The organism is Flavobacterium hydrophilum, assembly GCF_003202405.1.
Taxonomy (GTDB): domain Bacteria; phylum Bacteroidota; class Bacteroidia; order Flavobacteriales; family Flavobacteriaceae; genus Flavobacterium; species Flavobacterium hydrophilum.
This window is the reverse complement of the sequence record NZ_QJHL01000001.1, coordinates 1609996-1634415: the sequence shown is the minus strand read 5'-3', so window position 1 is coordinate 1634415 and position 24420 is coordinate 1609996. Positions and strand designations below refer to the sequence as shown.

At 36.9% G+C, this 24420-nt stretch carries 12 protein-coding genes; 2 read left to right on the top strand and 10 right to left on the bottom strand.

The genetic code is table 11. The features are described 5' to 3' along the window. Positions 1-38 precede the first annotated feature (38 nt). Positions 39-1412, top strand: coding sequence for a sensor histidine kinase (locus DMB68_RS06135; RefSeq protein ID WP_110345741.1), 1374 nt, complete (start codon positions 39-41; stop codon positions 1410-1412). Positions 1413-1565: 153 nt separating this feature from the next. Here the strand turns inward: DMB68_RS06135 and DMB68_RS06130 are convergent, their stop codons facing one another. The 10 genes from DMB68_RS06130 to DMB68_RS06085 form a co-directional block, all read right to left on the bottom strand. Further along, positions 1566-4616, bottom strand: a complete 3051-nt coding sequence (locus DMB68_RS06130) for a glycoside hydrolase family 2 protein (protein WP_110345740.1) — start codon at positions 4614-4616, stop codon at positions 1566-1568. A 144-nt stretch (positions 4617-4760) separates the two neighbouring features. Then, positions 4761-7343, bottom strand: coding sequence for a carbohydrate-binding protein (locus tag DMB68_RS06125; protein WP_110345739.1), 2583 nt, complete (start codon positions 7341-7343; stop codon positions 4761-4763). 10 nt (positions 7344-7353) lie between these two features. Then, positions 7354-10575: a pectinesterase family protein gene (locus DMB68_RS06120; RefSeq protein ID WP_110345738.1), complete on the bottom strand. Its 3222-nt coding sequence runs from the start codon at positions 10573-10575 to the stop codon at positions 7354-7356. Between the two features lie 272 nt (positions 10576-10847). Then, complete coding sequence (locus DMB68_RS06115) at positions 10848-12527, bottom strand: glycoside hydrolase family 28 protein (RefSeq protein WP_110345737.1); 1680 nt, start codon at positions 12525-12527, stop codon at positions 10848-10850. Positions 12528-12544: 17 nt separating this feature from the next. Further along, on the bottom strand, positions 12545-13765 hold the full coding sequence (locus tag DMB68_RS06110; protein WP_196783683.1) for a glycoside hydrolase family 88/105 protein: 1221 nt from the start codon (positions 13763-13765) through the stop codon (positions 12545-12547). 146 nt (positions 13766-13911) lie between these two features. Further along, positions 13912-15561: a glycoside hydrolase family 43 protein gene (locus DMB68_RS06105; RefSeq protein ID WP_110345736.1), complete on the bottom strand. Its 1650-nt coding sequence runs from the start codon at positions 15559-15561 to the stop codon at positions 13912-13914. 173 nt (positions 15562-15734) lie between these two features. Next, positions 15735-17387 carry a DUF5123 domain-containing protein gene (locus tag DMB68_RS06100; protein WP_110345735.1) on the bottom strand — a complete coding sequence of 551 codons (1653 nt, stop codon included), beginning with the start codon at positions 17385-17387 and terminating at the stop codon, positions 15735-15737. 12 nt (positions 17388-17399) lie between these two features. After that, positions 17400-19295: a RagB/SusD family nutrient uptake outer membrane protein gene (locus DMB68_RS06095; RefSeq protein ID WP_110345734.1), complete on the bottom strand. Its 1896-nt coding sequence runs from the start codon at positions 19293-19295 to the stop codon at positions 17400-17402. A gap of 20 nt (positions 19296-19315) precedes the next feature. Beyond that, complete coding sequence (locus tag DMB68_RS06090) at positions 19316-22525, bottom strand: SusC/RagA family TonB-linked outer membrane protein (RefSeq protein ID WP_231131589.1); 3210 nt, start codon at positions 22523-22525, stop codon at positions 19316-19318. Positions 22526-22606: 81 nt separating this feature from the next. Beyond that, entirely contained in the window at positions 22607-23422 is an 816-nt protein-coding gene (locus DMB68_RS06085; RefSeq protein WP_110345733.1) for a hypothetical protein, read from the bottom strand. Positions 23423-23976: 554 nt separating this feature from the next. Here DMB68_RS06085 and DMB68_RS23785 point away from each other — a divergent pair. Beyond that, on the top strand, positions 23977-24129 hold the full coding sequence (locus DMB68_RS23785; protein ID WP_394335917.1) for a GIY-YIG nuclease family protein: 153 nt from the start codon (positions 23977-23979) through the stop codon (positions 24127-24129). Positions 24130-24420 lie beyond the last annotated feature (291 nt).

Below are 24420 nucleotides of genomic sequence, written 5' to 3'. Positions count from 1 at the left end.
ATTTGCCCTTTCTATTTTTAATAAGCCCCAATCAAATAATGCCCGTACTTGTACCTGTAGATCCAAAAACAATTTTTTTACTTTATTTTTGGGGCAATTTTTTTACCTGCATTCTTATTTTCAGTTATTCATTTTCCTATGCTACGATTGATAACAGAAAAATATTGAAATGGTTTGGTTTAGGGAAACTACTATTGACCATTGCATGGATACTGATCATTTTAAGAAATATCATTGACGATTTTATTTCAATCAACATCGCTAATTCGCTTGTTTTTTGTGCCTGCTGTTACGAAACAATAGCCATGTTATCGGTTCTTAAAATAAATCCAAAGAAAAGCTACAGACTGCAAATAGGAATAACTATCGTTGCTATATTAGTTTTCAACATAGGAACTTTACTTGGAAGTACAATCAATACCCGGGTTTTAATAGCTTCTATAGCGCTATTTGCTATTTTTTTACCCCCTATAATTCATTATTTTAATGAAAAAGGACAAAATTTTTTCAGGACTTTCTATGTGGTTTGCTATATTGGATTTGAAATTCTGATTGTAATACGTGCCATTTACAGGTACATGGATCCACAGAATCTCTTTTTTTCTTATAATACTCTCGATAGTTTTTATAGTATTGGTTTATTTCTATTGTCCCTTGTTGGGATTGTTGGTTTTTTGCTATTGGTAAAAGAAAAACAAGACCAGAAAATTCAGAAACTTCTGGACGACAAAAATCAATTTTTTTCTATTATATCACATGATTTGAGAGGACCATTAGGATCAGCTGTTTCCCTTTCAGAATTATTGGCTGAAGATATAGAAAAACACAGTCGGGAAGAAATCAGGGACATTTCAGAAATGCTGTATCAATCCAATAAAAACAGCTACAAATTACTCGAAAACCTGTTGGAATGGTCGCGAGTGCAAACCGGAATGATTACATTCAGTCCAAAAAAAATATTGCTGAATGTATTGATTGAAGAAAATATTGATCTGAATAAAAATACAGCATTAAGCAAAAATATAGATCTTTTGTTTGAACCGGCCGATCTTATAGAAGTTGAAGCCGATAAAAATATGATTGATACTGTTTTACGAAATTTATTAAGCAATGCTATTAAGTTTACTGGTAAAAATGGTAAAATTGAAGTAAAGCTATTGAAAAAGGATCAAAATGCAGAAATATCTGTAATTGATAACGGAATTGGGATTCCGGATGGTATAAAAGAAAAATTATTTAAAATTAATAGAAAAGTTATCCAAAGAGGAACAGAAAATGAAACAGGCAGCGGTCTCGGATTATTACTCTGTACTGAATTTATAAGCATACACCAGGGCGAAATTTGTGTTGAGAGCAAATATGGAATAGGCAGTACTTTTAAAATTATTCTGCCATTAAAACAAATTCCTTAGTTTTTATTTTTAAATTATAATTTCATTTTTTAGCCCTGATCGTAGTGTCATCCTTTTCTTTTTTCCTTTAAAAAAGAAAAGATAAAATGAAGAGCAGGAACCATGCTGCTAAAAAAGCTTTATGATTCCTGCTCCTAAAAAATAATATTCCGTTTATTTCAACAAATTAAGTAAAAGCTGCTGCCCTAAGATGTTAGCTTTATTTTTGGACGACACGTTAAATGTTTTCATAGCCGCATTTTCACCGTCTCCTTCTGCTTTTCTGACTACTTCATTTTCTTTGATACAGCTGAAAATATCCAGTGCACAGAAAATGATTTTTCCGCGTCCGTGAGGCATAACGGTTAAAGCAGAATATACTTCCTGTTTATGATCAGAGACGCATCCTACTATGGTTTCGCCATTGAACATTCTCAATCCGATTCTGTTTTTGTTATAGGTAGCAAAACATTGGTATTCCCAGTTAAATACACAGGATTGTGGCAGACCTTCAAACCATTTGGTTTCTTTTACAAAAAAATTTCCGCCGTACCAGGATGTTCCTAATGTCTTAAAACCTCTGTAATCAGCGGCTTCTTTTTTGGCAAAATAAGTTGCCCAGATGTCTATGTCATTGACGATAACCACAGTGTTTCCGTTATTTACCCATTCCAATAAATCGGTTACCAATGGATTTCCTGTCTGCTGTGGTTTGAAAGCTCCAATAACAAGACAATTTCCTGATGGCTCTCCTTTTTTATAGTCTTTGTAGGCTATCTTTTCAGAATCGAAATATTTTGCAAGGATTCCGGTAGTGTCAGCCACTACAAGATTAGACGTTATTTTAGCTTTGTTCAGTTTTACGGCAAATAATTCATCACTACCTGTGGCAATCACAACATTTTCTTTGGATACCAAATCGGCCGTAATTTTAGTGTAACCTTCTGTTTGTGGTACAAAAGTATTTTTAGAAGACAGTAATTCTCCGTATTGAATTCCTCCGCTTACTTTTACAGGAATTGTTTTTGTCCAGACCGTTTCTTTTTTGTCGTTTACTGCTTTAACTTTTAGGTCAAATGCTCCTTTAATGTCTTTTTCGTTCACGATAAAAAAATCAACAGTAGTTGAATCTTTAACAGACAAAACTTTATTGGTTAGTTTTACAGCTATGTACAAAGGCTTGTTATAACGGGCAATCAGATCGGGATCTCCTTTGAGGTTTCTGTAATTGTCTACAATTCCGGAATGGTTTTCAAGCTTCATACTTTCCCAGCCGTTTACAGCATAACCATCTATCGTATTATTGATTCGCACATTTTCAATCGTTCTTCCCTGATAATAAAAAGATACATTACCCATTTTTCGGGTAAGACTGTCTACATTAGGAAACGATTTTTGGAAATCATTTTTCTTCAGGAAGTCATCATAAGCATCGTACCATTTCAAATAATCGTCACTTTCCCAGCCTATTTCCTTACCTTTTTTAAGAATTTCATCTCTGATTAACTGTAATCTTGGAGGCGTTCCTATTGCTCCTTCTTCACCATAATAAACGATTTCTGCTTTATTGTCTGTGTATTTTGCATACTTTTTTGGATTGCTGTATAAGTTATCATGATACACACCAGGTCCTCCGGCATGATGTTGGTCGAACCATCCATAATTATAAAATTGATTGTCATAAGGCAACAAATGCAGTTTAAAACGCGGATCTGGTCCCATTTTTATTGCTCCATTACTCGAATTGTACGTCATTATTCTGGTTGGATCCAGTTTGTGTCCGGCCAGCATCTGTAAGCTGTCTTTTTTCTGTGGCTCTGCTCCTCTTTCATTGTGCATATTATAGATAACCAATGAAGGATGACTTCTGTCACGCTTGATCATTCTGAAGAACTTTTCATCTCGTGCTGCAAAATAGAAATCAGCTTGTTCCTTTTCTGATGCTGTTTTAGGATTGAATTGATTGGCCGGAAATTGATTTCCCCCTGGTTCCTGAAAATATAATAATCCCATTTCATCAGCATAATCCAGAACATTTGTCTGACCAATAGTACGATGAAAATTAAGCATATTCAAACCTATGGCTTTAGCATCTGTAATTTGTTTTTTTGCCAGTTCATCGCTTGGTGCAATTCCGTTTACTGGCCAAAAACCCCAGGATATTGCTGTTCTTATTACAATACGTTTGTTGTTCAGGTAAAATTGTTTGTCGCCGTCAATTTCTTTCACTTCAAACCAGCGGAAACCAAACTTTTTCTCTACAATATCTTTTACTTCTTTGTCTTTTTTAAGCGAAGCTTTCAGCACATACAAATTCGGATTATCAACATCCCAAAATTTTGCGTTATCTACTTTAATTGTAAATGACTGAGATGCATTATCTCCTTTAACAGCCTCAATCGAAAAACTTTTTTCCCAAACAGATTTACCTGATTTTCTTTCGTTTACTTGTAATAAAACGTTTCCTCTAAAATCTTCTGAAGCAGTATTGGTTAATGAAATCTCAGCATCAATTTCATTGATTGCCGGCTTATTTTTGATGAAAATATCATTTACAAAAACATTGTCAGTAGCAACAATACTTACTTTTCCGGTAATTCCACCAAAACCGTGTGTTGGATTGGTACGATAATCGCCCCACATATAATTTGAACTGTCTCTCCAATCGAAATTCCCGTTTGGATCCGTAATTCTAACATCTATTTTATTTGATTTTCCGGTTGTTACATAATCGGTTATATCAACGTCAAAAGGAGTTCCGTTAATTAAATCGTAACCTGCTAATTTTTGATTTACAAATACCTCTGCCCTGAAACGGACACTTTCGAAATGCAGTATAATTCGTTTTCCTTTCATGGATGATGGCACATTAACTGCAGTTGAAAACCATGAAATTCCTAAATAATTCCCCGAAACCCCAAAAGGATTTTTATTCCACCCCCAGTGAAACTCTTCTACTGTGGCCGGAAGATGCACGGTTTTGCGTTCTCCTTTTTCAATTGCCTGCCATCCTCCTGTTGGCGAATTTACAGGCAACGCTCTAATATTAGCGGGTGGTGCATATAAAACATCATTTTGCCATTGTGCCATTGGATCCAGCCATAGCTGCCAGTCATTATTGGATATATCCTGTACCATTCTTTTTTGTGCCAATAATGTCGTGACAGAGAAAAAAATAAGCAAAACTGCTGGTAGAAATCTCAACTTTTTTTGGGTGTTACTCATAAACTTAATTGTATAATTGGGTAAGGTATTGGGGCGATTATTGCTAAAAGGTTTTACTTTAATAACTATTGAAAGTCTATAAAGGTCTTGAAATATTCTTAAAAAAGGGGACTGAAGTTTGAAACTTTGTCCCCTTTTCAAAATTTATTTGACAATTATTTTTGTTGTCATTCCTGTCTTTTGGCTTTTAACAATGTAAATTCCATCAGTCAGATCACTAACTGAAAAAGTGGTTTCGGTACTGGTTGTTTCAACTTTCTTTACAACGAGTCCGGCAAGATTTATAATTGCTACAGTATCGTAATCTACAATAGATTTCAAGGTTATTTTATTTTTACCAACGGTTGGATAAACATAAAATAAATCATTTTTTTTCGAATACTCATTTACACCCAAAGTTCCATTTTGACTGTCTGTTATTTGTTTTACAATACTATTGATGTAAACTTCAATATTGGTATATCCTGCATCAAGTGTTTTTAGATTACCATCTGTGGCAACAGAAGGATTTAGGCCTTTTTCTGTTTCCCATGTATCCGGCATACCGTCTCCGTCAGTATCAACGGGCGCTGTTTCAGTTGGCAGTACTGGCCATCCACCCGCAGCGATTTGGGTATCAATGTATCCGTTTGTGCTTCCGTTACCACCATTCATGATAGATGCCGTACCGGATCTTGTATCATTAACAGCTCTTAAATCAACTGCATCCCTGAACAAATTTGCTCCCGCATGGTCTAACACCAGTTCATACGCTTTTACTGCTGTATGCGTTGTGATTTCTCCAGATGCATGTGGCGTTTCAATTTTTAATTCGTCTTTGTTAGCTTCACTTACCGGTAACTGGCTGCCGTGAAACTGATTAAATACACCGAACGTCCAGTTGTCCTGAGTAGCTCTCGTCGAGTTGTTTACATAATTTCCGTCTACATAATATTTCCCCCAGATCCCATACAATGGCGATGTTGTATCAAGGCTTCTTCCTGTTGACAAAATACGTTCTTTTGTAGAATTAGAACTTCCAGGACCCGGTTTCCAGTAATTATTTATCAGATTAACATTCATGGCATCTCCACCGTAACAGCTATTACCTCCCCAGTTGTATATCACATTATTACGTATATCTACTAAATCGGTTAAAGCAAAAGGATCGTTTGCATATTCTCCTAACCTTGGATTACGGCTATCATGATGAGCTAATAAATTATGGTGGAATGAAGCGTTTCTTCCTCCCCATACTCCACCGTAACCGTGAGCTCCCTTACCGTGAACAGAATTTCGAAGACTTTCGGAAATAATACACCACTGAAGCGTAAAATTTTCATTCTGATAAAAAGAAACACATTCGTCTGTTGACCAGCTCATGGAGCAGTGATCTACTATAATATCTTTTTGGAAACGTCCTCCCAATGCATCATTCTCTACATTTTTTTCATCTCCCATTCTAAAACGTAAATAGCGAACAATAATATTGTTTCCTCTTACCTTAACATTATAATCTCTCAGGGTGATTCCTCCGCCCGGAGCTGTTTGTCCTGCAATTGTAATATTATCCGTGATATTTAATTCACTTTCGAGCTTAATCGTACCTGATACTTTAAAAACAACAATTCTTGGACCTGACTGATTAATGGCATCTCTTAGTGAACCTGCTCCTGAGTCGTTTAAATTCGTTACATAAATCAATTTTCCGCCACGGCCACCAGTCACATATTTACCATACCCTTCTGCTCCGGGAAACGCGGGAGTATCTTTACTGTTTGTTCCTGCCGCACCCCAAAAAGCATAAAATATCTGATTACCAGTAGCCGTTGATTCAATTTTTTTAATTGTGTTGGGTACTGTTGGCGATGTTGACCATCCGTAGAAAGTGTAACCAATGACTGATGGAACTGGCAAGGTTATGGAAGTTCCTTCTGTATAAGCAATTGGAGTTAAGCCTGTCAAACTCGTAGCTCCAATTGAGTTTACATAAGATATTGTGGGCGTATTAGCTACTTTAAATTCTGCCACATAAGTGGTATTTGAAGTGATATTAAATGTAACCGGGTTAGCCGTTGCAATTGGATTTCCATTACCATCTACCCAACGCGCAAAATTATATCCAAAGTTAGGAGTTGCTGTAAGTGTAATTGACGTTCCATCAACAAACTGAGTTCCTGGCTGAGCAGAAGAAATACTTCCGGCAGAGGCTGGGTTTGTACCGGTTGTCAAAGTATGGATGGCAACATTGGAGTTATCAGTCACTTTTTCAAAATAATCAAAATTACCTACATACGTATTTCCGGTGACAGGTTTAAATACAAAATACAAATCGTGTGTACCAGTTGTCTGCGCTATTGCAACAGAAACAATTTGATAGGTTGTCCAATTCCCAGTTGAAGTCGTGTTAATATTGGCTGTACCAATTAAAGTCCCATTAACTGCATCTGTTCTTATTTCAACAGTACCGGCCAAAGTTCCAACAGTTGGTGATCCGGTTTGCGTTCTGCTGGCTGCAGCGATATCAAAACGGGTATCATATTGATTAAAGACATGTCCGGCAAATCTAATCCAGTTTCCATTTTTACAATTTCCGATATTTTTACCTCCGGAGAGAGCAGCATTCGTTTCAATAGATACTCCACTGGAGGTACTATAATTTTCAGCTTCAAGCCGTTGGGTGGTTTGCGAAAATCCTATTACCGAAAATAACATCAGCAATAGCGTACTATATAATTGTTTGTTCATCTTTAGCGTTTTAGTTTTTAATCACTTTTATTTTATAAACTGCTCCTGCTGCATTTTTCATACTGATAATGTAAAGCCCAGGATTTAACATGCTTATATCTATGGAACGGGATGTATTGCTTTCCAACACGCCTTTTTTGACTTTTTGTCCCTGAACAGAATAAACTTCATAATTTAAACTTCCAATTCCTTCCGGTAATGTGAGGTTTACAATATCTTTTGTTGGTATTGGATAAGCAGTTATCGCATTAGATTCGTTTACATTTCCTAATCCCAACGTTGCGCTAATAGCACTCACAACACTCAATCCGCCATATTCATTCACTGCTTGTACCGTGTATTCATGAGTCCCCGCAGCTGCAGCATTATCCACATAAGCTGCATTTGTTGTAATGTCGATTATCTTGCCGTCTTTGCTCACAACATAACAAATCGCATACTGGTTATTGTCCCATTTCAGGGTATTGTTTCCTGTAAAAGTAAGATTCGAAGGTGCTGCAATTTGTTCTACTACCAAACGAGGATCCCATTTGTCTGTTCCGCTCAAAACATTCTCTATGGTATATTGATCTGCTTGTGCTTTGGTTAAAATTGGATTATAATTTCCTGTCTGATTAACACCACTTACTGAAAACACATTGGTTCTGTTGGCTGTATTAACCGCTACTCCACTTCCATTTACACTATTGTATTCTGCAAAAAGTGCCGGTAATGTTCCCATGCTTGCCCAGCCTAATGTATTCGGTTCGTTTACCATTGTGGTATTCAGATAAACTGCCCTTGGAGCATTTTGCCACGGACGTCCTAAATAATAACTTGTAGCAGCTGTAATCGTATTATTATTGAAAATATAGCCATACTGAACATCAGCAGTGTGATTTGGAGCAACTAAATAACCACTTGCAACAGAAACAAGTTTGCACTCTTCAAACCAGTGTGTTCCTCCTCCACAAATAAAATCTACATCACCTTCGATTGTCGATTTGTAGTAAAAACTTCTGTTTCCGCCTGTAACCTGAGTATCCTGTTTGCTTCGAAGCTTGATTCCGTTATAAACATTTCTGTCTCCGGCAGGGTTAAGTGCAGGTTTCTGACCAGAATTAACCACTCCGTCTTTATGCTCAATTATTATGTTTTCCATATATAAGTCATTGGCTTCAATTGAAAGAACAGGATTTTTAATTCCCTGACCCGGATTTCCCTGAAGAATCACTTTGTCTTTTGACTGGGCAATCAAGGATACATTATTTTTTCCTGAAGGAAGCTGCAGTACGATTCCCTGTGGATTTGTACCATCGCCACCAAGATTATAAGTACCGTTAGTAATTAGCACCAAAAATCTTGTTGATGAATTAGAAGGTGCTTTCGTAAATGCTTCGGCAATTGTTTTTACATATTTACCTGAAGTAACCTGATCTGACGTTGCATTCGCATCAACAATTAAATCGAAAGCACGTTTAGCAGGAATTGGTTTTTCCATTGTTTTGAAAGAAAGGTTAACCGCTGGTGCATTATTGCCTGAAAGATCAGTCACGAATCCTGCAGGCAATGTGAAAGTATATTGTGTATTATAGTCTAATCCGAAATAGCTGAATTTTACTGTTTTATTTACAAATTCCGCAGTTAAATTTTTACCGTTAAGTGTTGCCAATCCTGTACCTAACTTCACTTTTTCATCATAATTAAGAATAATATTTCCGCTGGCGCCAACCGTAGTTGAAGCATTTGCAGGAAGCGAAGACAAAAGTACCGGAGCAATTGCATCCGAAACTAAAACTTCTTCTGCTTTGACCATCACATTAGACAAAACTGTTGCTGTTACATCAGTTGCACTTCCGTGTTTTGGTCCGTTCACATTTGGAAACCATCTCAGATATATTTTTTCTTTTCCTTCTGCTTCAAGCGGCAATATTCCTCCGATTGGCGTAACCGAACCTGTATTTATTGTAGTTAAAGCGGAGATATTCTGAAAGTTTACACCATCAAGTGAATATTGAAAAGTCCATTCGTCACAGCCATAATAGTAACCAATAAGCCCTGATGAAACATTAATATTTTTATATCCTACTGTTGAAAAAGAGGTCATAAAATAGAAAAAATCGCCTCTAACGGTATTCCAAACACAGAAACCATTTTTTCCACCTCTGTTTTGCAATCTCACATTTGGGGCAAAAACATTATCTGTTACATTATAAGCAGATAACTCAGGTTTGTTTTCAACTTTCGAATATAATTCGGCAATTCTTGGATTCGCATACTGATCGTTTTTAAATGTCCAGCCCGCGATAAATGTTGCATTATCATAAGTACCAGTAACAGATTTGTTTTCAGTCATTGTTACCGAAGTACTTAAAGCTGTTGATCCGTCTGACCAGTTATTGAATTTAATAATATCATTTTCAACCGCTGTAATGGTAACATTTGTTCCTGTTTCGTAAACAGAGAATGCACCATCTTTACCGGCAGGAGAAACCGTATATTCGCCTAAGCCAAATGCTCCTGCAACATTTACGTTTAAGGTATACGTATTCACTGCTGCATATTCTGCAACAAGAGTTGCATTTGAAGTGATCGTAAAAGTATATGGATTTGCTGTTGAAACAGGATTTCCGTTGCCATCTGTCCATCTAACAAAATTATAACCAAAGTTTTTATTTGCGGTTACTGTAATTGCCGTTCCATCAACAAAATTAACTCCCCCGGGATTCAAAGAAACTGTACCCGATGCCGCAGGACTCACGTTAGTTGCCAGAGTATAAGTAATAGCACCCGGAATAGTCGTTACTTTTTCTAAATAATCTAAATTAAACAGATAACCAGTATTTGTTGGATGCTTAAAAACCAGATATAAATCATGTGTACCGGTTGTTGGTGTAATTCCAGTCGAAAACTTTTTGTAATCGCTAAATCCAGTTGATCCGCTTATTGTGACAGTTCCTATTAAAGTTCCGGCAGCAGAGTCCAATCGTAACTCAATCGTTCCTCCGGTCGCTCCTGCTGCTAAAATATTAAAACTAGTATCGTATTGATTAAATACATGTCCGGCGAATTTTATCCAGGTATTATTTTTAATATATCCAACATTTTTGCCTCCGGAAAGTGCCGCATTATTTTCTGCTTTTGCTCCCGAAGCTTCATTAAAAGCTTCTGCTTCAATTTTTTGAATTGTTTGCGAAAATCCCATTACTGAAAATAGCAGCAGTAACAAGAACATAAAGTATTGTTTTTTCATTTGTGGTTTGGTTTTTAGTTAGTAACTTATTTTCCTGCTCCAATTTTAATCTCGGAGAAAGATGTATTCGTAATTTAATTCATTAGATTTTGATTAATTTGATGATACATTTTCATCAGTTCGAGTAATCCCGCCCAAAGACGGGATTGTATCGAAAGCAGTAAACTATCAAAACAGTTTTCGATACATTTTTTGTCTCTACACAAAAGCACTCGAAATGATATCTTTAATATTTTATAATACTCCTAAACTTTAGAGCTAATCACTAAGGATTAATCAATTATTTTAACCTGATTTTTAATTGATTCCATGACTTTTAGGTCTTTTGCACTTAATTTTCTGTTGTACATATTGACATTTATATCTTTAGTTGAATTTCCGCCCACTAAAAACACCTGATTTTCTCCGGTGGTGCCAAATTTTTTGAAATTGATATTCTGGCTGCTGAAAAGTCTCGTTGCGGTACCGGATTTTGTGAGTTTTAAATCCACATTATCAAATTGAATATTCGAAGCATAATTTAGCTGAATTCCCGCATCTGATCTGAGAATCATATTTTTGAATTGTATGTTTTCTACAGGCATTTCAGGGATTCCCATAATCTTTACTGCCTGTTTAGCTCCGTCTACATAAATATTGTTGAAATACATATTTTTGAAAACAGGTGTTGTCTCTGCTACAGGAATCTTTTGCACCACCATTTCACCTGTTATAGGGTCTTCAGTCGCCGATTTATCGAAATAAAACATCTCGAAACGAATAGCTTCTGTTGGAATATTAGTCATTCTGATATCTTCTACCCAAATATTTTCGACCACACCTCCACGACCGCGGGTTGATTTGAAACGCAATCCACAATCAGTGCCAATAAATGTTAGATTTTTGACAAATAAATTTCGTACCCCGCCAGACATTTCACTGCCAATTACAAATCCGCCATGAGCGTGATAAACGACACAGTTGGTAATGACAAATAATTCTGTTGGTTTGCCGCGTTTGCGTCCTTCTTCATCTTTTCCTGATTTTATGCAGATTGCATCATCCCCAACATCAAAACGACAATTGGTTACCGTACCGATTCGGCAGGATTCGAGATCAAGTCCGTCACCGTTTTGGGAATACCATGGATTTCGAATGTTCAGATTGCTTAAAGTCACGTTTTCACACATCAGCGGATTCACATTCCACGCAGGTGAATTCTGAAAAGTGACACCGTCCAGCAGCAGTTTTTTGCAATTCACAAAGCTTACCATTACCGGACGAAGCGCCTGTTTGTAAGGTTTCATGTTTTCAACCGTTGGTGTTTTCGGAAGCTTTTCTTTTTGTTCATTTCCGACAAGAGCCTCTTCTGAAGGGTACCATGTTTTACGGTCTTTAGAAAGTACTCCGCCTGAATTCACGAGTTCTTTCCATTGCCCTTCACTCATCTTACTGATTTTCACAGGTCTCCATTTTGAGCCATTTCCATCAAATATTCCTTCTCCGGTAATAGCGACATTTTCTAAGTCAACTCCCATAATAGGAGATTCACATCGCATAACCTTATTACCTTCAAAATAGGATTGAATCAATTGGTATTGGTCTAAATCGCTTGTAAACAAAATATAAGCACCATTTTTTGCATGCAGATTCACATTGCTTTTCATATAAATAGGACCGGTTGTCCACATACCGGAAGGAATAACGACTACTCCCCCGCCCGACCCGGAACATTTTTTGATGGCTTCATTAATTGCTTTTGTAGCTAATTTTTCAGAATTTGGTACAGCTCCAAAATCTGCAATATTCAAAGTATCTGCCTTAAATACCGGGATCTGTACTTTTGGCATATTGAAAGGAAGATTATTCTCTGATAAATTGCTTTGTGTTTTAGCATTTTGAGCCATGGTAGTGTTACTGCTAAAAATAGCAGAGAACAGAACTCCTAAAATCAGGATTTTATTTTTTATCATAATTAATTGTTTTAAAACTATTTATTATCCAAAATCATTTGCAATTCGACACCCGCCATAATAAACGGACCAACAGCTTTCGCATCATCATCTCTGATAGGTTCTGAAATATAATATTCGAATGATCCATCACGGTCCTGGGGATTTTTCCCTCCTAATCCTGCAACGGCACAGCATTTTGCAATAGAAATTGTTCCATCCGGATTATCTTTTATGAATTGCTTCAGAATTCCGTTAAAACCGATTCTGGCAGACTTTAGAAACTTAGTTCCTACATATCCTTTTCTATAGGCTTTCGCAAAAGAATAAACAAACATAGTCGAGCAGGTAGATTCAAGATAATTGCCTTTTCTTTCAGGCTGATCCATTACCTGCCACCAGACTCCTGAATCTTTTTCCTGAGCTTTGAGAACTGCTGTGAATACTTTTTGGACAATCTTTATCAACTCTTTTCGCTTAGGATGATTAGCCGGGACAAAATCTAAAATATCTACCAAAGCCATACAATACCAGCCTTGCGCACGTCCCCATATATGTGAGGAACGTCCTGTTTCTTTATTGGCCCAGAACTGTTCCTTCTTTTCGTCATAACCATGAAAATTCAGTCCGGTTTTTGAATCGAAAGTGTGTTTTTGAATTAGTTCTGCCTGCAAAATAGCATCATCAATAGCTTTCGGAACATTAAAAACCGCTCCATATTGAGCAGAAAAGGGGTCTGCCATATAAACGCCATCCAGCCACATCTGCCATGGATAACTTTTTTTGTGCCAATAGCCACCATCAGAGTTTCTTGGATGACCCTCCAACTGTTTGTGGAGTACATCCATGGCTGTTTTGTATCGTTCTTCCTTTGTTTTTTTATAAATTTCAAAAAGTATTTTTCCGGAGTTTATTAAATCCAGACTGTACTTTTCGAGTTCGTAACCACCCAGAATTTTACCGTCTTTATCAATCAGCTGATCGGCATAACTCAGGCCGTACTCCCAGTATTTTTGTTCTTTGGTATAATAATACAATTCCTGATTAGCAAGTGCTACCAGACCGTTGGTGTAATTCCATTTGGGATATTTTACCCCATCCAGGAATACCGGATTTGGAACCCGTTTCTGGTCAGAATCTGCCATTTTCTTCGCCCACTCAATTGGAGAAATTTGATTGTCCTTTGGTTTTGATTGTGCAAATGAAACCAAATGGAAAACTACCAAAGAGAGAACACAATATTTGATTTTACGTATCATATTTTATTTGAGTAAAGTATATTTATACTTTTAGAAATCAATGTCATCCTGAGCCCATTCGGCTTCGCTCAGGATAAACTAAGTCGAAGAGTTTTAAACGGAAAGGGCTTCTACTCCGCTCAGCCTGACAACTTTTTATTTTTATATTACTTATTTTCTTCTACTCTAAACCAATCATAATCTGCATAACTGCTGTCATTAACGGATTTTGTTCCTGTTGCAAACAATCCAATTTTTGCTCCTACCCAGCGTCCGGCAGCAGGTTTGAAAGGTTTTCCAAAAGCTTTGAAAGTTTTTCCATCTGTACTGTAATAAAAAGTAACTTTTGAATCAAAAGGTTCTTTGTTTTGTACCATTTCAACCTTAGCTCTTAAATAAACCGCTTTTTGATCGATAGCAACTGAGGCTGCTTCGGTTTCAACATCTTTTGATGTGCGGGCATTTTTTATTAAACGCTGAACCAGTTTCAGTTTACCTGCAGCATCCTGCTCGATAGCGATGTATGCATAATCTTCACCAAAAATGACAAGACCAGTTCCGCATTCTTTTGCCTCTGGATTTACTTCAAAAGTAAGTTTTGCCGTAGCGGTGAAATCCGGAGCAGGAAATTTTTGCAATAGGAGATTAGGCATCATCCACAGCGTTTTGACGTTTTCATCACGAGGAATACAGTTCAAACGCATAAACCCAAGATTAGCCGATGACCAGCCCCAGTGTTTTGCCGGATTTTGATTTGCCTGCCATTGCCACTGCAATCCAAATTGGTGACCATTAAATTCATCAGAACAAACTTGAGGTGTTGCAGGATAATTTTTCCCTACATTAGGTTTTGTCCATTCCATAACCGGTTCTCCAATACCATCATTATTGGTGTCTTTTCCCATAATTGGCCAGCCGTTTTTCCACGTAACAGGTTGCAGGTTTACGATACGTCCATAAGCCCAACGATCCTGAAAATGGATGAACCATCCGTCTCCGTTTGGCGTTTCAATATATCCTCCCTGATGCGGTCCGTTCATAGCGGTATTACCCTGATGCAAAACAATTTTAGATTCATAAGGTCCCCAAACGTTTTTAGAACGCATAGCTAGTTGCCAGCCCGGTTTTACACCCCCGGCAGGAGCCATAACCCAATAGTAACCGTCACGCTTGTACATTTTGGATCCTTCGACGGTAGTGTGACCATTATGTCCGTCAAAAACCATTGACGGATTTCCGATTAGTTTAGTACCATCCGGGTTCATTTCGGATATCATTAAAACAGTCTTTACATTGGCGCGACTGCCTGCAAAAGCATAAGACAGATAGGCTTTTCCGTCTTCATCCCAAAACGGGCAGGTATCAATAATTCCTTTTGCTTCTTTTACTAATACTGGCTCGTCCCAAGTACCAGCAGGGTCTTTGGTTTTAACCATATAGATTCCAAAGTCAGGATCGCCCCAATAAATATAATATTCACCATTATAATAACGGATTGAAGGAGCCCAAACCCCATCGCCATGCCTAACGGTTCGATAATGTTCTAAAGGAAACTGATTTTGTAATGCATATCCAATTATTTCCCAGTTGACGAGGTCATTTGAATGCAGAATTGGAAGTCCCGGAGAACTGTTAAAGCTTGAAGCGGTCATATAATACCCATCTTTACCTGCACATACATCCGGATCGGAGTAGTCAACATGTAAAATTGGGTTCTTGTACTTTCCGTTTCCTAAATCGGCATTCCAAACCTGAGCATTCGCTCCCATTGTACAAACTGTCAAACTTAGGGACAGCAATAATTGTTTTAATTTCATTTTAAAAAGTATTTAATCAACATGTTTTTACTAAAAACATTCATATAATAATTGGTACTGATTATCTCCAGACTAAATTGTCTGAGGCGTCAGTGGTAGAAAAAACATGGTAGGAAAAGGAGTATCCGGGGTTAGGATACTCCTTTTTTAACTAAACAATTAACCAACAATATTTATTTAGGAAGCCATCTGGTATCTCCTACCTTGTTGGTAACGATAGGGGAATTGGCATCTTTAATTGTTAAATCACCTGCTTTTGGATTCACGAATAAGTCTAATGCACTTATTCCTAATGCGGTACCCTGAATACTCGCAGGTCCCAGCAAATAATTTGTAGTAGTGTAATTATTGCTATATGTAGCTGTACTACCTGCGGCAATTGCCTGAATTATTTTACCACAAGCAGATGCTAATAATACATTTTTGAAAACTAACGTAGATCCTACGGCTGCCGGCATATTAATTAAGGAACGATTATAAGCATAATCATAAATCGTTATGTTGCTGTATTCTAAATAAATTGGATAAGTAGACGTACCATAATCGAACAGATTTTTAAAGTTGTATGCATTATTGGTTGTGCCATAATAGTCTCTCATGAAAGTACAATTGTTGAAAACTGCTCTTTTAAAATTGTCTGCTCCGGCAGAACCGAGAACAAAGGTACCATAGGTTCCGGAATGACCTCCTACTTCATCCAAAGTACAATATGTCATTTCAAAATTTCCTACTTCTTTGTATTTTCCGCTTCCCTGATGTCTCCAGAAACCGCGTTTAAAATTATTGAAATCACAGTTGTAGATTGAAACTTCTCCAATTGTCCATGAAGTTCCACTGTTGAAGAAGTAACTGGCATCAATTGTCTGATAAAAACGAATGTTTTCAAACGCTAATGAGGTTAAAAATGATCCTTCGGTAATATTCCAGTTTCCGTTCATCTCAATTTGAGGCTTAGCTCCCTGTGTACCACCAGTAAGTTTAAAACCTTTTGAAATCGTAAATGGCGTAATCTTAAATAACGAACCTGCTTCCAGGAAGTATTCTGTTCCTTCCGGAATTGTTGCGTCAGTATTGTTTTTTTTCAACAATGCATCTAAATCATCCCCTTTCATAACCAAAATCTGTCCTGGTGATGGTCCTGCCGAACGAAAACTAACCTGATTGTATGGTCTGTCATAAACACGTGGCTTATTATTGTCGTAAACATTTACATTGTAGGCTGTACTTTTTTCAAGACCTTCAATTTTAGCCTGCCCAAGACTTATTTCTGACGGTGTCAATTTACGTCCTACAGCCGGAATTTCCTTAGACTGTGCCGGTGCAACAGAAATACTGTCTACTGGGTTTGCCGCATCTACTGTCCAGCTTACAGTAACTTCAGTTTCAGTAATATTTACCTTCTCAACAGGCTGTAATATATGGGCATACGTCGGACGCTCTTCTGTTAAAGCATTTGTATAGGCCCATTGCGAATTAAACTGAGGGTTATCGCTATTCGCACGAACCCTAATATAGAACTGCGTTTTATACGGAATATCATCCATTAAAATTTGTGTATCTGTAATCGTATACGACTTGAACAGACTGGAGTAGTAATTATCCAAATGCAATTCTACCGTATAGGAAACAGCATCGTTTACTTTGTACCATACTACTGCAATAGAATTACTTTTAACTACAGGTGCAGTCAGTACAAACTTAGGCTGAAACAAATCTCCGACCTTTGCGTAAGCAAATTCGTCCTGCTGGCAGGAGTTTAACATTCCTCCAAGCAAAATCATGCTGAGGAATGATAAAATATAAATAGCTCTTTTTGAATTTTTCATATGTAATTCAATTTAATAGTTAAAACCATAATAATTCTGAATAGCCCCGCGATGATCCGAAATCACTTTAGCCGGATAAGGGCATAAATAACGTAATGGAGCAGTAGGAGACACACTTGAAGCGTTATTGAAATTTATGAAACCTCTAAAACTCCACTTCACATCGTTGTTTGGCTCATAAGCCTGAGTATCGTTATTTAAGGCATACCATTTTGTTGCAAAAACCGTTTCTGTATAACCTGCAGGTTTTGCTTGTAAAACCGGATCAATTCCTTTGATATCTAAAATTGTTTTACTTGGGTTATTAGCGTCCGGATTCGGAATCTCTTTCCAATACACACTTCCCGGGACATTGTCTACACCCGGAACATAAGCGCCATTGGCTACTTTACCCCAGTTCACAAATTTGTTGTATTGATTATAAATTACCTCGCTGTATTTATTCCAGCGGGCTAAGTCAAATTTACGCTTGCTTTCTCCACCAAGTTCCCAGGCACGTTCATCCATAATTGCCTGAAAAAACAGATCCGGATTTGATTTTGAAGAAACATAGCTATCTACTTTTGTGGCCCAGTCCGCCGGACTGAATGCTCTGCGGCGTACTCTTTTTAAAGCTTCCTGAGCATCCTGACGAGGACCAAATCGTTCGTTTACAGCTTCTGCATACATCAATAGTACATCTGCAAATCGCATCCATGAATAGTTGACACCGGTTCCTTTCTGACTTGTACTTCCTTGTGGGTCTCCATAAAGTTTTGACCATTTTCCAACAGCCAGTTTAGCTAAATCCAGACGAATTACCTGTTTCAAAGTTGCATCATACGAATAAGGTGCACAGGTAATATCACGTCTCAAATCTTTACTGTCAAACGAGAACAAATAGGTTCCTGCTAAATTAAGACTTCCGGAAGCGCTTCCATAATTGTGACTTCCTTCTACAATTGGAATACCAATAGCATAACCATATTCACCTGAAACAGATTTTAATAATGGTAATGAAAACATTACATCATCATTATCCGGAGTTACCAGCTTGTTCTGGGTAATCCAAAAATCACGGTAGCTTAATTTCAGGTCATGCTGCCCTTCATTAATTACTTTTCCTAAATACTGGATGGCAATATCGTAATACAATTCATGATTTTCTCCACGGACCATGTGTCCAATACTAGACGGATCGCTATCCGGGCGTAAAGTCCATCCCCCACGGGTTAGGGCAAGTAAACCAATCAAACCCTGGTTAAAACTTCTTGTGGCACGCTCTGTACCATACTCTACTACACTTGCATATTGCATTAATGGCTCTACCGATTTTAAATCGTCTATTAAAAATTCGAGAATTTTATTTCTGTCAGTAACTCCTACTCTAAAATCCTCATCACCGGTTGATGATTTTGTACGAAAAATAACATCCCCCCAAATTCGGATCATATCTAAATATATCATGGCACGGATTGTTTTAGCCTCTCCGTACATCTGCGTAATTTTTGAAGGTTCAGTTTTGCTGGCTGTTTTATAAAGATCAGAACCTTCAATTCCTGCAATAACATCATTAGCGTTATTGATAATCTTGTACATGGTATTCCATGTAGAATTCAGCGTTGTCCAATACGGTTTAGGCTCATAACATGCAATGTCAGAACCGTTAACATTAACCGCAGTAGTATTCACCGCTGCCATCTCTACATCTGTATTTGGATTAAAAACAAAGGCAAGACGATTAGAATATGCATCGTCTGTCAGCATAAGTGTATATACCCCTGCAAGTGCCGATTGTACTTCACTTTCAGAACTAAAAACTTCAGCTTCTGTAAATCCGGTTGCCGGATGTACGTCCAGATAATCATCGCAGGCTGTAAAACACAGAGCGAAACTAAATAGTGCACTCAATAATATCTTTTTATTCATGATTTTAAATTTTTATTTAATTAAAAGGATAACTGAGCTCCAAAAGTGTAATTCCTTGTTCGTGGATACGCATTGTTATCAATGTTAGGTGTTAATCCAGTTGACAGATTAACTTCCGGATCATAGCCTGAATAATTGGTCCACACGTACAAATTAGTACCAGTTACATACAAGCGGACTTTGTTAAATATTAATTTCTTTGTGATATCTATCGGAATTGTATATCCTATAGAAAGTGTACTTAATCGTAAAAAAGAACCATCTTCAACAGCATAAGACGAAGCAATAGGACGACCAATTGATGTTGGGTTCCACATCGTTGCATTTTTATTGAAATCGGCTAAAAGTGCCGGTGAATAACGGAGATCGTTCCCCATATCATCAAAGTTTCTCCAACGGTTTTCCAGTCCTACTTCCATTCCTAAGTTGTTTTGGTTGTTTTGATACATTGAACTCAACATGACCTTGTTTGCGTTGAAAACATCAAACCCGGATACAAAATTGAAGAAAGTATTGAAATCAAAATTTTTCCAAACTGCATTTAGTCCAAAACCTCCTGAATATTTTGGGTTTGTATCACCAATAACTTTTCTGTCGTTTGCACCAATTACATACGTATTTGAATCTGAAGGGTCAACAGGTGTCAGCTTTTTAAATTTAGCATTTCCCGGACGCGGATCACCTGACAAGTTTTTTGAATTCGCAACACCTTCTTTTAATTTCCATGTTTTAGTACCTGCATCAAATGACTCGAAATCATCCATGGTATAAAAGCCATCATTAACAAAACCGTAAATCAAACCTTTTGTACCGCCTACATAAGCACGGTAATCATCATCATTTAACAATTGCGTACCTGCCCATGCTGAACTAAGAATCCATTCATTCTCTCCGGTTGAAAGCGCGTCAATTCTGTTCTTGTTATATCCAATATTGAAATTTAAATTCAGTTGAAAATCTTTTTGCTGAATGACATTAGCATTAATTGCAAATTCGACTCCTTTGTTAGATGTCTGCCCCACATTGGTCATGATTTTACTAAAACCTGAAGACCCCGGAATATCAGAAGGCACTAACAAATCTTTTACCGTATTTTGGTAAAATTCGATATTACCGGTAAGACGTTCTTTAAAAAATCCGAAATCAACACCTATATTGGCTGTGTAAGTTGTTTCCCATTTTACATTAGGATTGTTTAAATATGTGATATTCTTTCCAGTAGGATTATAAAAGTTATAGTAGTAATGACTTTGCTCATCCCAACCTACAGATCTGTCTTGTGAAACACCATAATATTTTGCGTACAAATCGCCATCAATTCGGTCATTACCCGAAACTCCGTAACTCAAACGTAATTTCAAATTTGAAACGGTTGTACTCTCTTTTAAGAATTTTTCATTTGATATTCTCCAGGCAAATGCTCCTGCCGGAAAGAATCCCCAGCGATTTTCAGGACCAAACTTGGTCGAACCATCCGCACGGATCGTAAATGTTGCAAGATACCTGTCATCATAACCATAATTTACACGACCAAAGAAGGATGAAATTTTATTAGGAGAACCTTCTTTTGACGAGTTATTAAAACCTTTTCCCAAGGCAAGATTATCTAATGCTTTCTCTGCTGTTATATTTTCAGGAAAATAGCCTGTGTAATACGTCTTACTAGCACTTCTCTGATCCTTCATTTCCTGACCTGCCATAACCTGAAAATCATGAACTGTATTGATTTTGAAGTTATAATTAAGCACATTATTCAATTGTGTCCGAGGGCTCTGAGTCATTTGCCACCCCACTACAGGCAACCCTCCATTCTCGTTTGCTCTGCTTGTTTTAAGCCCCCAAAAACGACCGTCTTCTTCATACTGGTATTCAAAACCGAAGGAACTGCGAAAACTTAAACCTTTCATTATATTCCAGGTTAATGCCCCAACTGTATTAAATGTACGTTTAGTACGATCACGATAATTTCTTTCAGCTTCCTGTATTGGATTGAAACGTGTAACAGGTAAATAATCTTCCGGATCAAAATAAGTATCATCTTCCGGTAATGTCATATAATCCTGCAAACCAAGTGTTGGTGCCTGACGTAACGCATCAAGCAAATTAACTCCTTCAGTACCATTTCCATCAATTTCCTGATTTATAAAACGAGACTGGAATTCAAAAGTAAATTTATCAGACAGTTTTGTATTAAGTGTCAGGTTCATATTAGTTTGCTTTAAACCGCTTCCTACTAATATCCCTGGCTGATCCTGATTGGTTACTGCAAACTTAAACTTGGTTTTTTCATTCCCTCCATTTATACTAAAGTCAAGGTATTTGGTAATTGGGTTTGTACCAAAAATTTCGTCCTGCCAGTCTACTCCTTTATCTCCTTTGTAAATATACATTTCATTGGCCTGCCCGTAACGATTGTAAAAAGCCGTCGGATTTGAGGTTTTCTCTCTTTCTTTCTCATACTGCATCATAACAAATTCATACGGATCCATTACATCCAGACGGTTTGCTAAGGTTTTCATTTGTATATAACTGTTTATATTTACAGAAACCCTGCCCACTTTGGGATTTTTGGTAGTTACTAAAATAACCCCGTTAGCACCACGCGCACCATATATAGCTGTTGATGCTGCATCTTTTAATACTTCTACCGATTCTACATCTGTTGGCGGAATATCATTTAATGTAGCAACTTCAAACCCATCAACCAGGATTAAAGGTGCATTGTCCTGAGTAATAGAACCTCCTCCACGAACCCGTATCATGATTTCAGAACCCGGAGAACCATCAGCTGAAGTAATCTGAACACCCGGTAATCTACCCACCAAGGCTTCCGCTACAGAACTGGTTGGAACTTTTTCTAATACTGTCCCTTTTATACTGGAAACAGCACCTGTCAGGTTTGCACGTTTTTGTGTACCGTAACCAATTACGACTACCTCATTCAATTCACTGGTCGATTCTTTCATCTCGATGTTAACTCCGGAAGTACGTCCATTTAAAGGGACACTAATATCTTCCATACCAATAAACTTAACAACCAAAACAGCTGTTTTCGGATTGTTTACTTTGATGGAAAATTTTCCGTCAAAATCACTGGTGGTATTTGATTTTTCATTCTTTACAATAATTGTTGCGCCGGGAATAGAGCCCATTTTATCTCTCACCACTCCCGTCACAGTTTCCTGAGCATAACTGCCAATCGCAAAGAACAAGACGATTAACGTGCTCATGATATGTTTTTTTATCATCATAACTACTATATTTATTTTGATTTAGATTTGCTTTTAAATCTGTTCATCATTGGATTTTCTTTATTTTGTCTGTACAACTCCATTAATAGTTACTACATAATCTTTAATGATTGGTGTATCCGCATCATTTAGATTAAAATCGATGTTAGTAACCCCGTTTCCTAAAATTGGAAAAGAGCCTTCAATTTCTTTTGTTTTTACCACAACCAGATCGGCAGTCATAAACTCTATACGAATAGTAACATTATTTGCTGCTTCATCTGTCTGAAATACAATAAAATCGTCTAAGTAGTTAATTCCTCCTGTGGTCGTTTTCTTAGATCTGGAAACCGTCATATCTCCTTTTATAAATGTTTCATCAGAAACTTTATATCCGTTGCGTTTTACAGAAACTGTAGTTTTTATAACAGCATAGCTTGGATCCGCTACAATGTCTTTTGACTTTAAACGCAATGTGCCCGTTCTGGTAAGAATGTTTAGAGTAAGTTGTTCTTCAAACGGAGTCTGATATGGAACAGGAGCTGATAGATTTACCTTTTGATCTGCATTAATTGATTGCGGAACAACAAAATCATTCAGATTAACCGGTAACGGAACCATTTCTGCCGGAATATCAGTTGCGATAAATTTGTAGCTTCCTTTCTCAAGAGCAAAACGATAAAGCGAACTGTAGTTGCCAAAATAATCACCGTTTTCTTTATAAATAAAAATAGGTCTTGTTGAAATACCTACATTGATATTCCATGGATTTCCATTCAATTGAAGCGCATAATCTTTCACAACTGAAGGTTCATATTTCATTTCATCACTGGAGCAGGAAGTTATCAGAAAAAGAAGTAATCCTGTTCCTAGTATAAGGTTCTTCAGGTTTTTCATATTCATATAATTTAAAAATGAAAACTGTTTACCTTATGGTGTGTACAAGAGACTTTTTGTACAGCCATACATAATAGATTAAAAATGTGAGTTTGTTTCATAAGCTTGGTTTTAATAGTTAGTTAAGAAATAGTTAAAAACTTTTGGTTTATGGAGCAAAACTAGATATAGTGAATCTTAAACAGGTGTAAATATTGCTTTTCAAGGAGGGTGAAATCGCTAATTCAGGTGGTTTTAACTGGTAATTTGATAATTAATTAAGATATTTTTTACAGAGTGTAAAAAAATAGAAAGAAATAAAAACATATTTATTTAATGAAAGCTTACATACTATTTTCAGGCTTAGCGGATTCGAAGCCATTTTGCGTTGTTAAGCCTTCGACTCGGCTAAGGAATTATACTCGATTTAAATAAAAAAGTTTGTCTCGCTGTCAGGCTGAGCGGAGTCGAAGCCCATTAAAATTGGCACACATAGGTTTTGATCAATAAAAGAAATACAATTAGCTATTTTTCTTACTTTAACTAAGTCAATAATTTTAAAAAAACTCTTTTAAATGAAGCAGTATTATGTATACATCTTAATATGTTCTGACAATAACTATTATACCGGAATGACAAATAATATAGTGCGAAGGTTAAACGAACATAATTTAGGATTAAATAAAACTTTTGATAAGCATCCATTAGAATTAGTGTTTTTGTACTGAATTCAATGAAGTAAATCAAGCTATCTCGTTTGAAAAACAAGTAAAAGGATGGAGTAGAAAAAAGAAAGAAGCTATAATAAATGATAAATGGGAAGAATTGAAAAAACTTTCAAAATGTTTAAATGAAACAACTCATGAAAACTATATTCCGAAAAAATAGTACTAAACTAGCCTTCGACTCCGCTCAGGGTGACAGTTGTATTAGTTACAAAATCTGTGTTCATGTCAGGCTGAGCGGAGTCGAAGCTCCGCTCCTATAAGTTAGCACAAACAAAAATAGAATTAAACGAG

What these genes read in the sequence shown, in the direction of transcription:
- DMB68_RS06095 (WP_110345734.1), bottom strand. Translation starts at nt 19,295, where the DNA reads ATGAATAAAAAGATATTATTGAGTGCACTATTTAGTTTCGCTCTGTGT.
- DMB68_RS06115 (WP_110345737.1), bottom strand. Translation starts at nt 12,527, where the DNA reads ATGATAAAAAATAAAATCCTGATTTTAGGAGTTCTGTTCTCTGCTATT.
- DMB68_RS06085 (WP_110345733.1), bottom strand. Translation starts at nt 23,422, where the DNA reads ATGAAAAACCTGAAGAACCTTATACTAGGAACAGGATTACTTCTTTTT.
- DMB68_RS06100 (WP_110345735.1), bottom strand. Translation starts at nt 17,387, where the DNA reads ATGAAAAATTCAAAAAGAGCTATTTATATTTTATCATTCCTCAGCATG.
- DMB68_RS06130 (WP_110345740.1), bottom strand. Translation starts at nt 4,616, where the DNA reads ATGAGTAACACCCAAAAAAAGTTGAGATTTCTACCAGCAGTTTTGCTT.
- DMB68_RS06105 (WP_110345736.1), bottom strand. Translation starts at nt 15,561, where the DNA reads ATGAAATTAAAACAATTATTGCTGTCCCTAAGTTTGACAGTTTGTACA.
- DMB68_RS06120 (WP_110345738.1), bottom strand. Translation starts at nt 10,575, where the DNA reads ATGAAAAAACAATACTTTATGTTCTTGTTACTGCTGCTATTTTCAGTA.
- DMB68_RS06110 (WP_196783683.1), bottom strand. Translation starts at nt 13,765, where the DNA reads ATGATACGTAAAATCAAATATTGTGTTCTCTCTTTGGTAGTTTTCCAT.
- DMB68_RS23785 (WP_394335917.1), top strand. Translation starts at nt 23,977, where the DNA reads ATGAAGCAGTATTATGTATACATCTTAATATGTTCTGACAATAACTAT.
- DMB68_RS06135 (WP_110345741.1), top strand. Translation starts at nt 39, where the DNA reads ATGCCCGTACTTGTACCTGTAGATCCAAAAACAATTTTTTTACTTTAT.
- DMB68_RS06090 (WP_231131589.1), bottom strand. Translation starts at nt 22,525, where the DNA reads ATGAGCACGTTAATCGTCTTGTTCTTTGCGATTGGCAGTTATGCTCAG.
- DMB68_RS06125 (WP_110345739.1), bottom strand. Translation starts at nt 7,343, where the DNA reads ATGAACAAACAATTATATAGTACGCTATTGCTGATGTTATTTTCGGTA.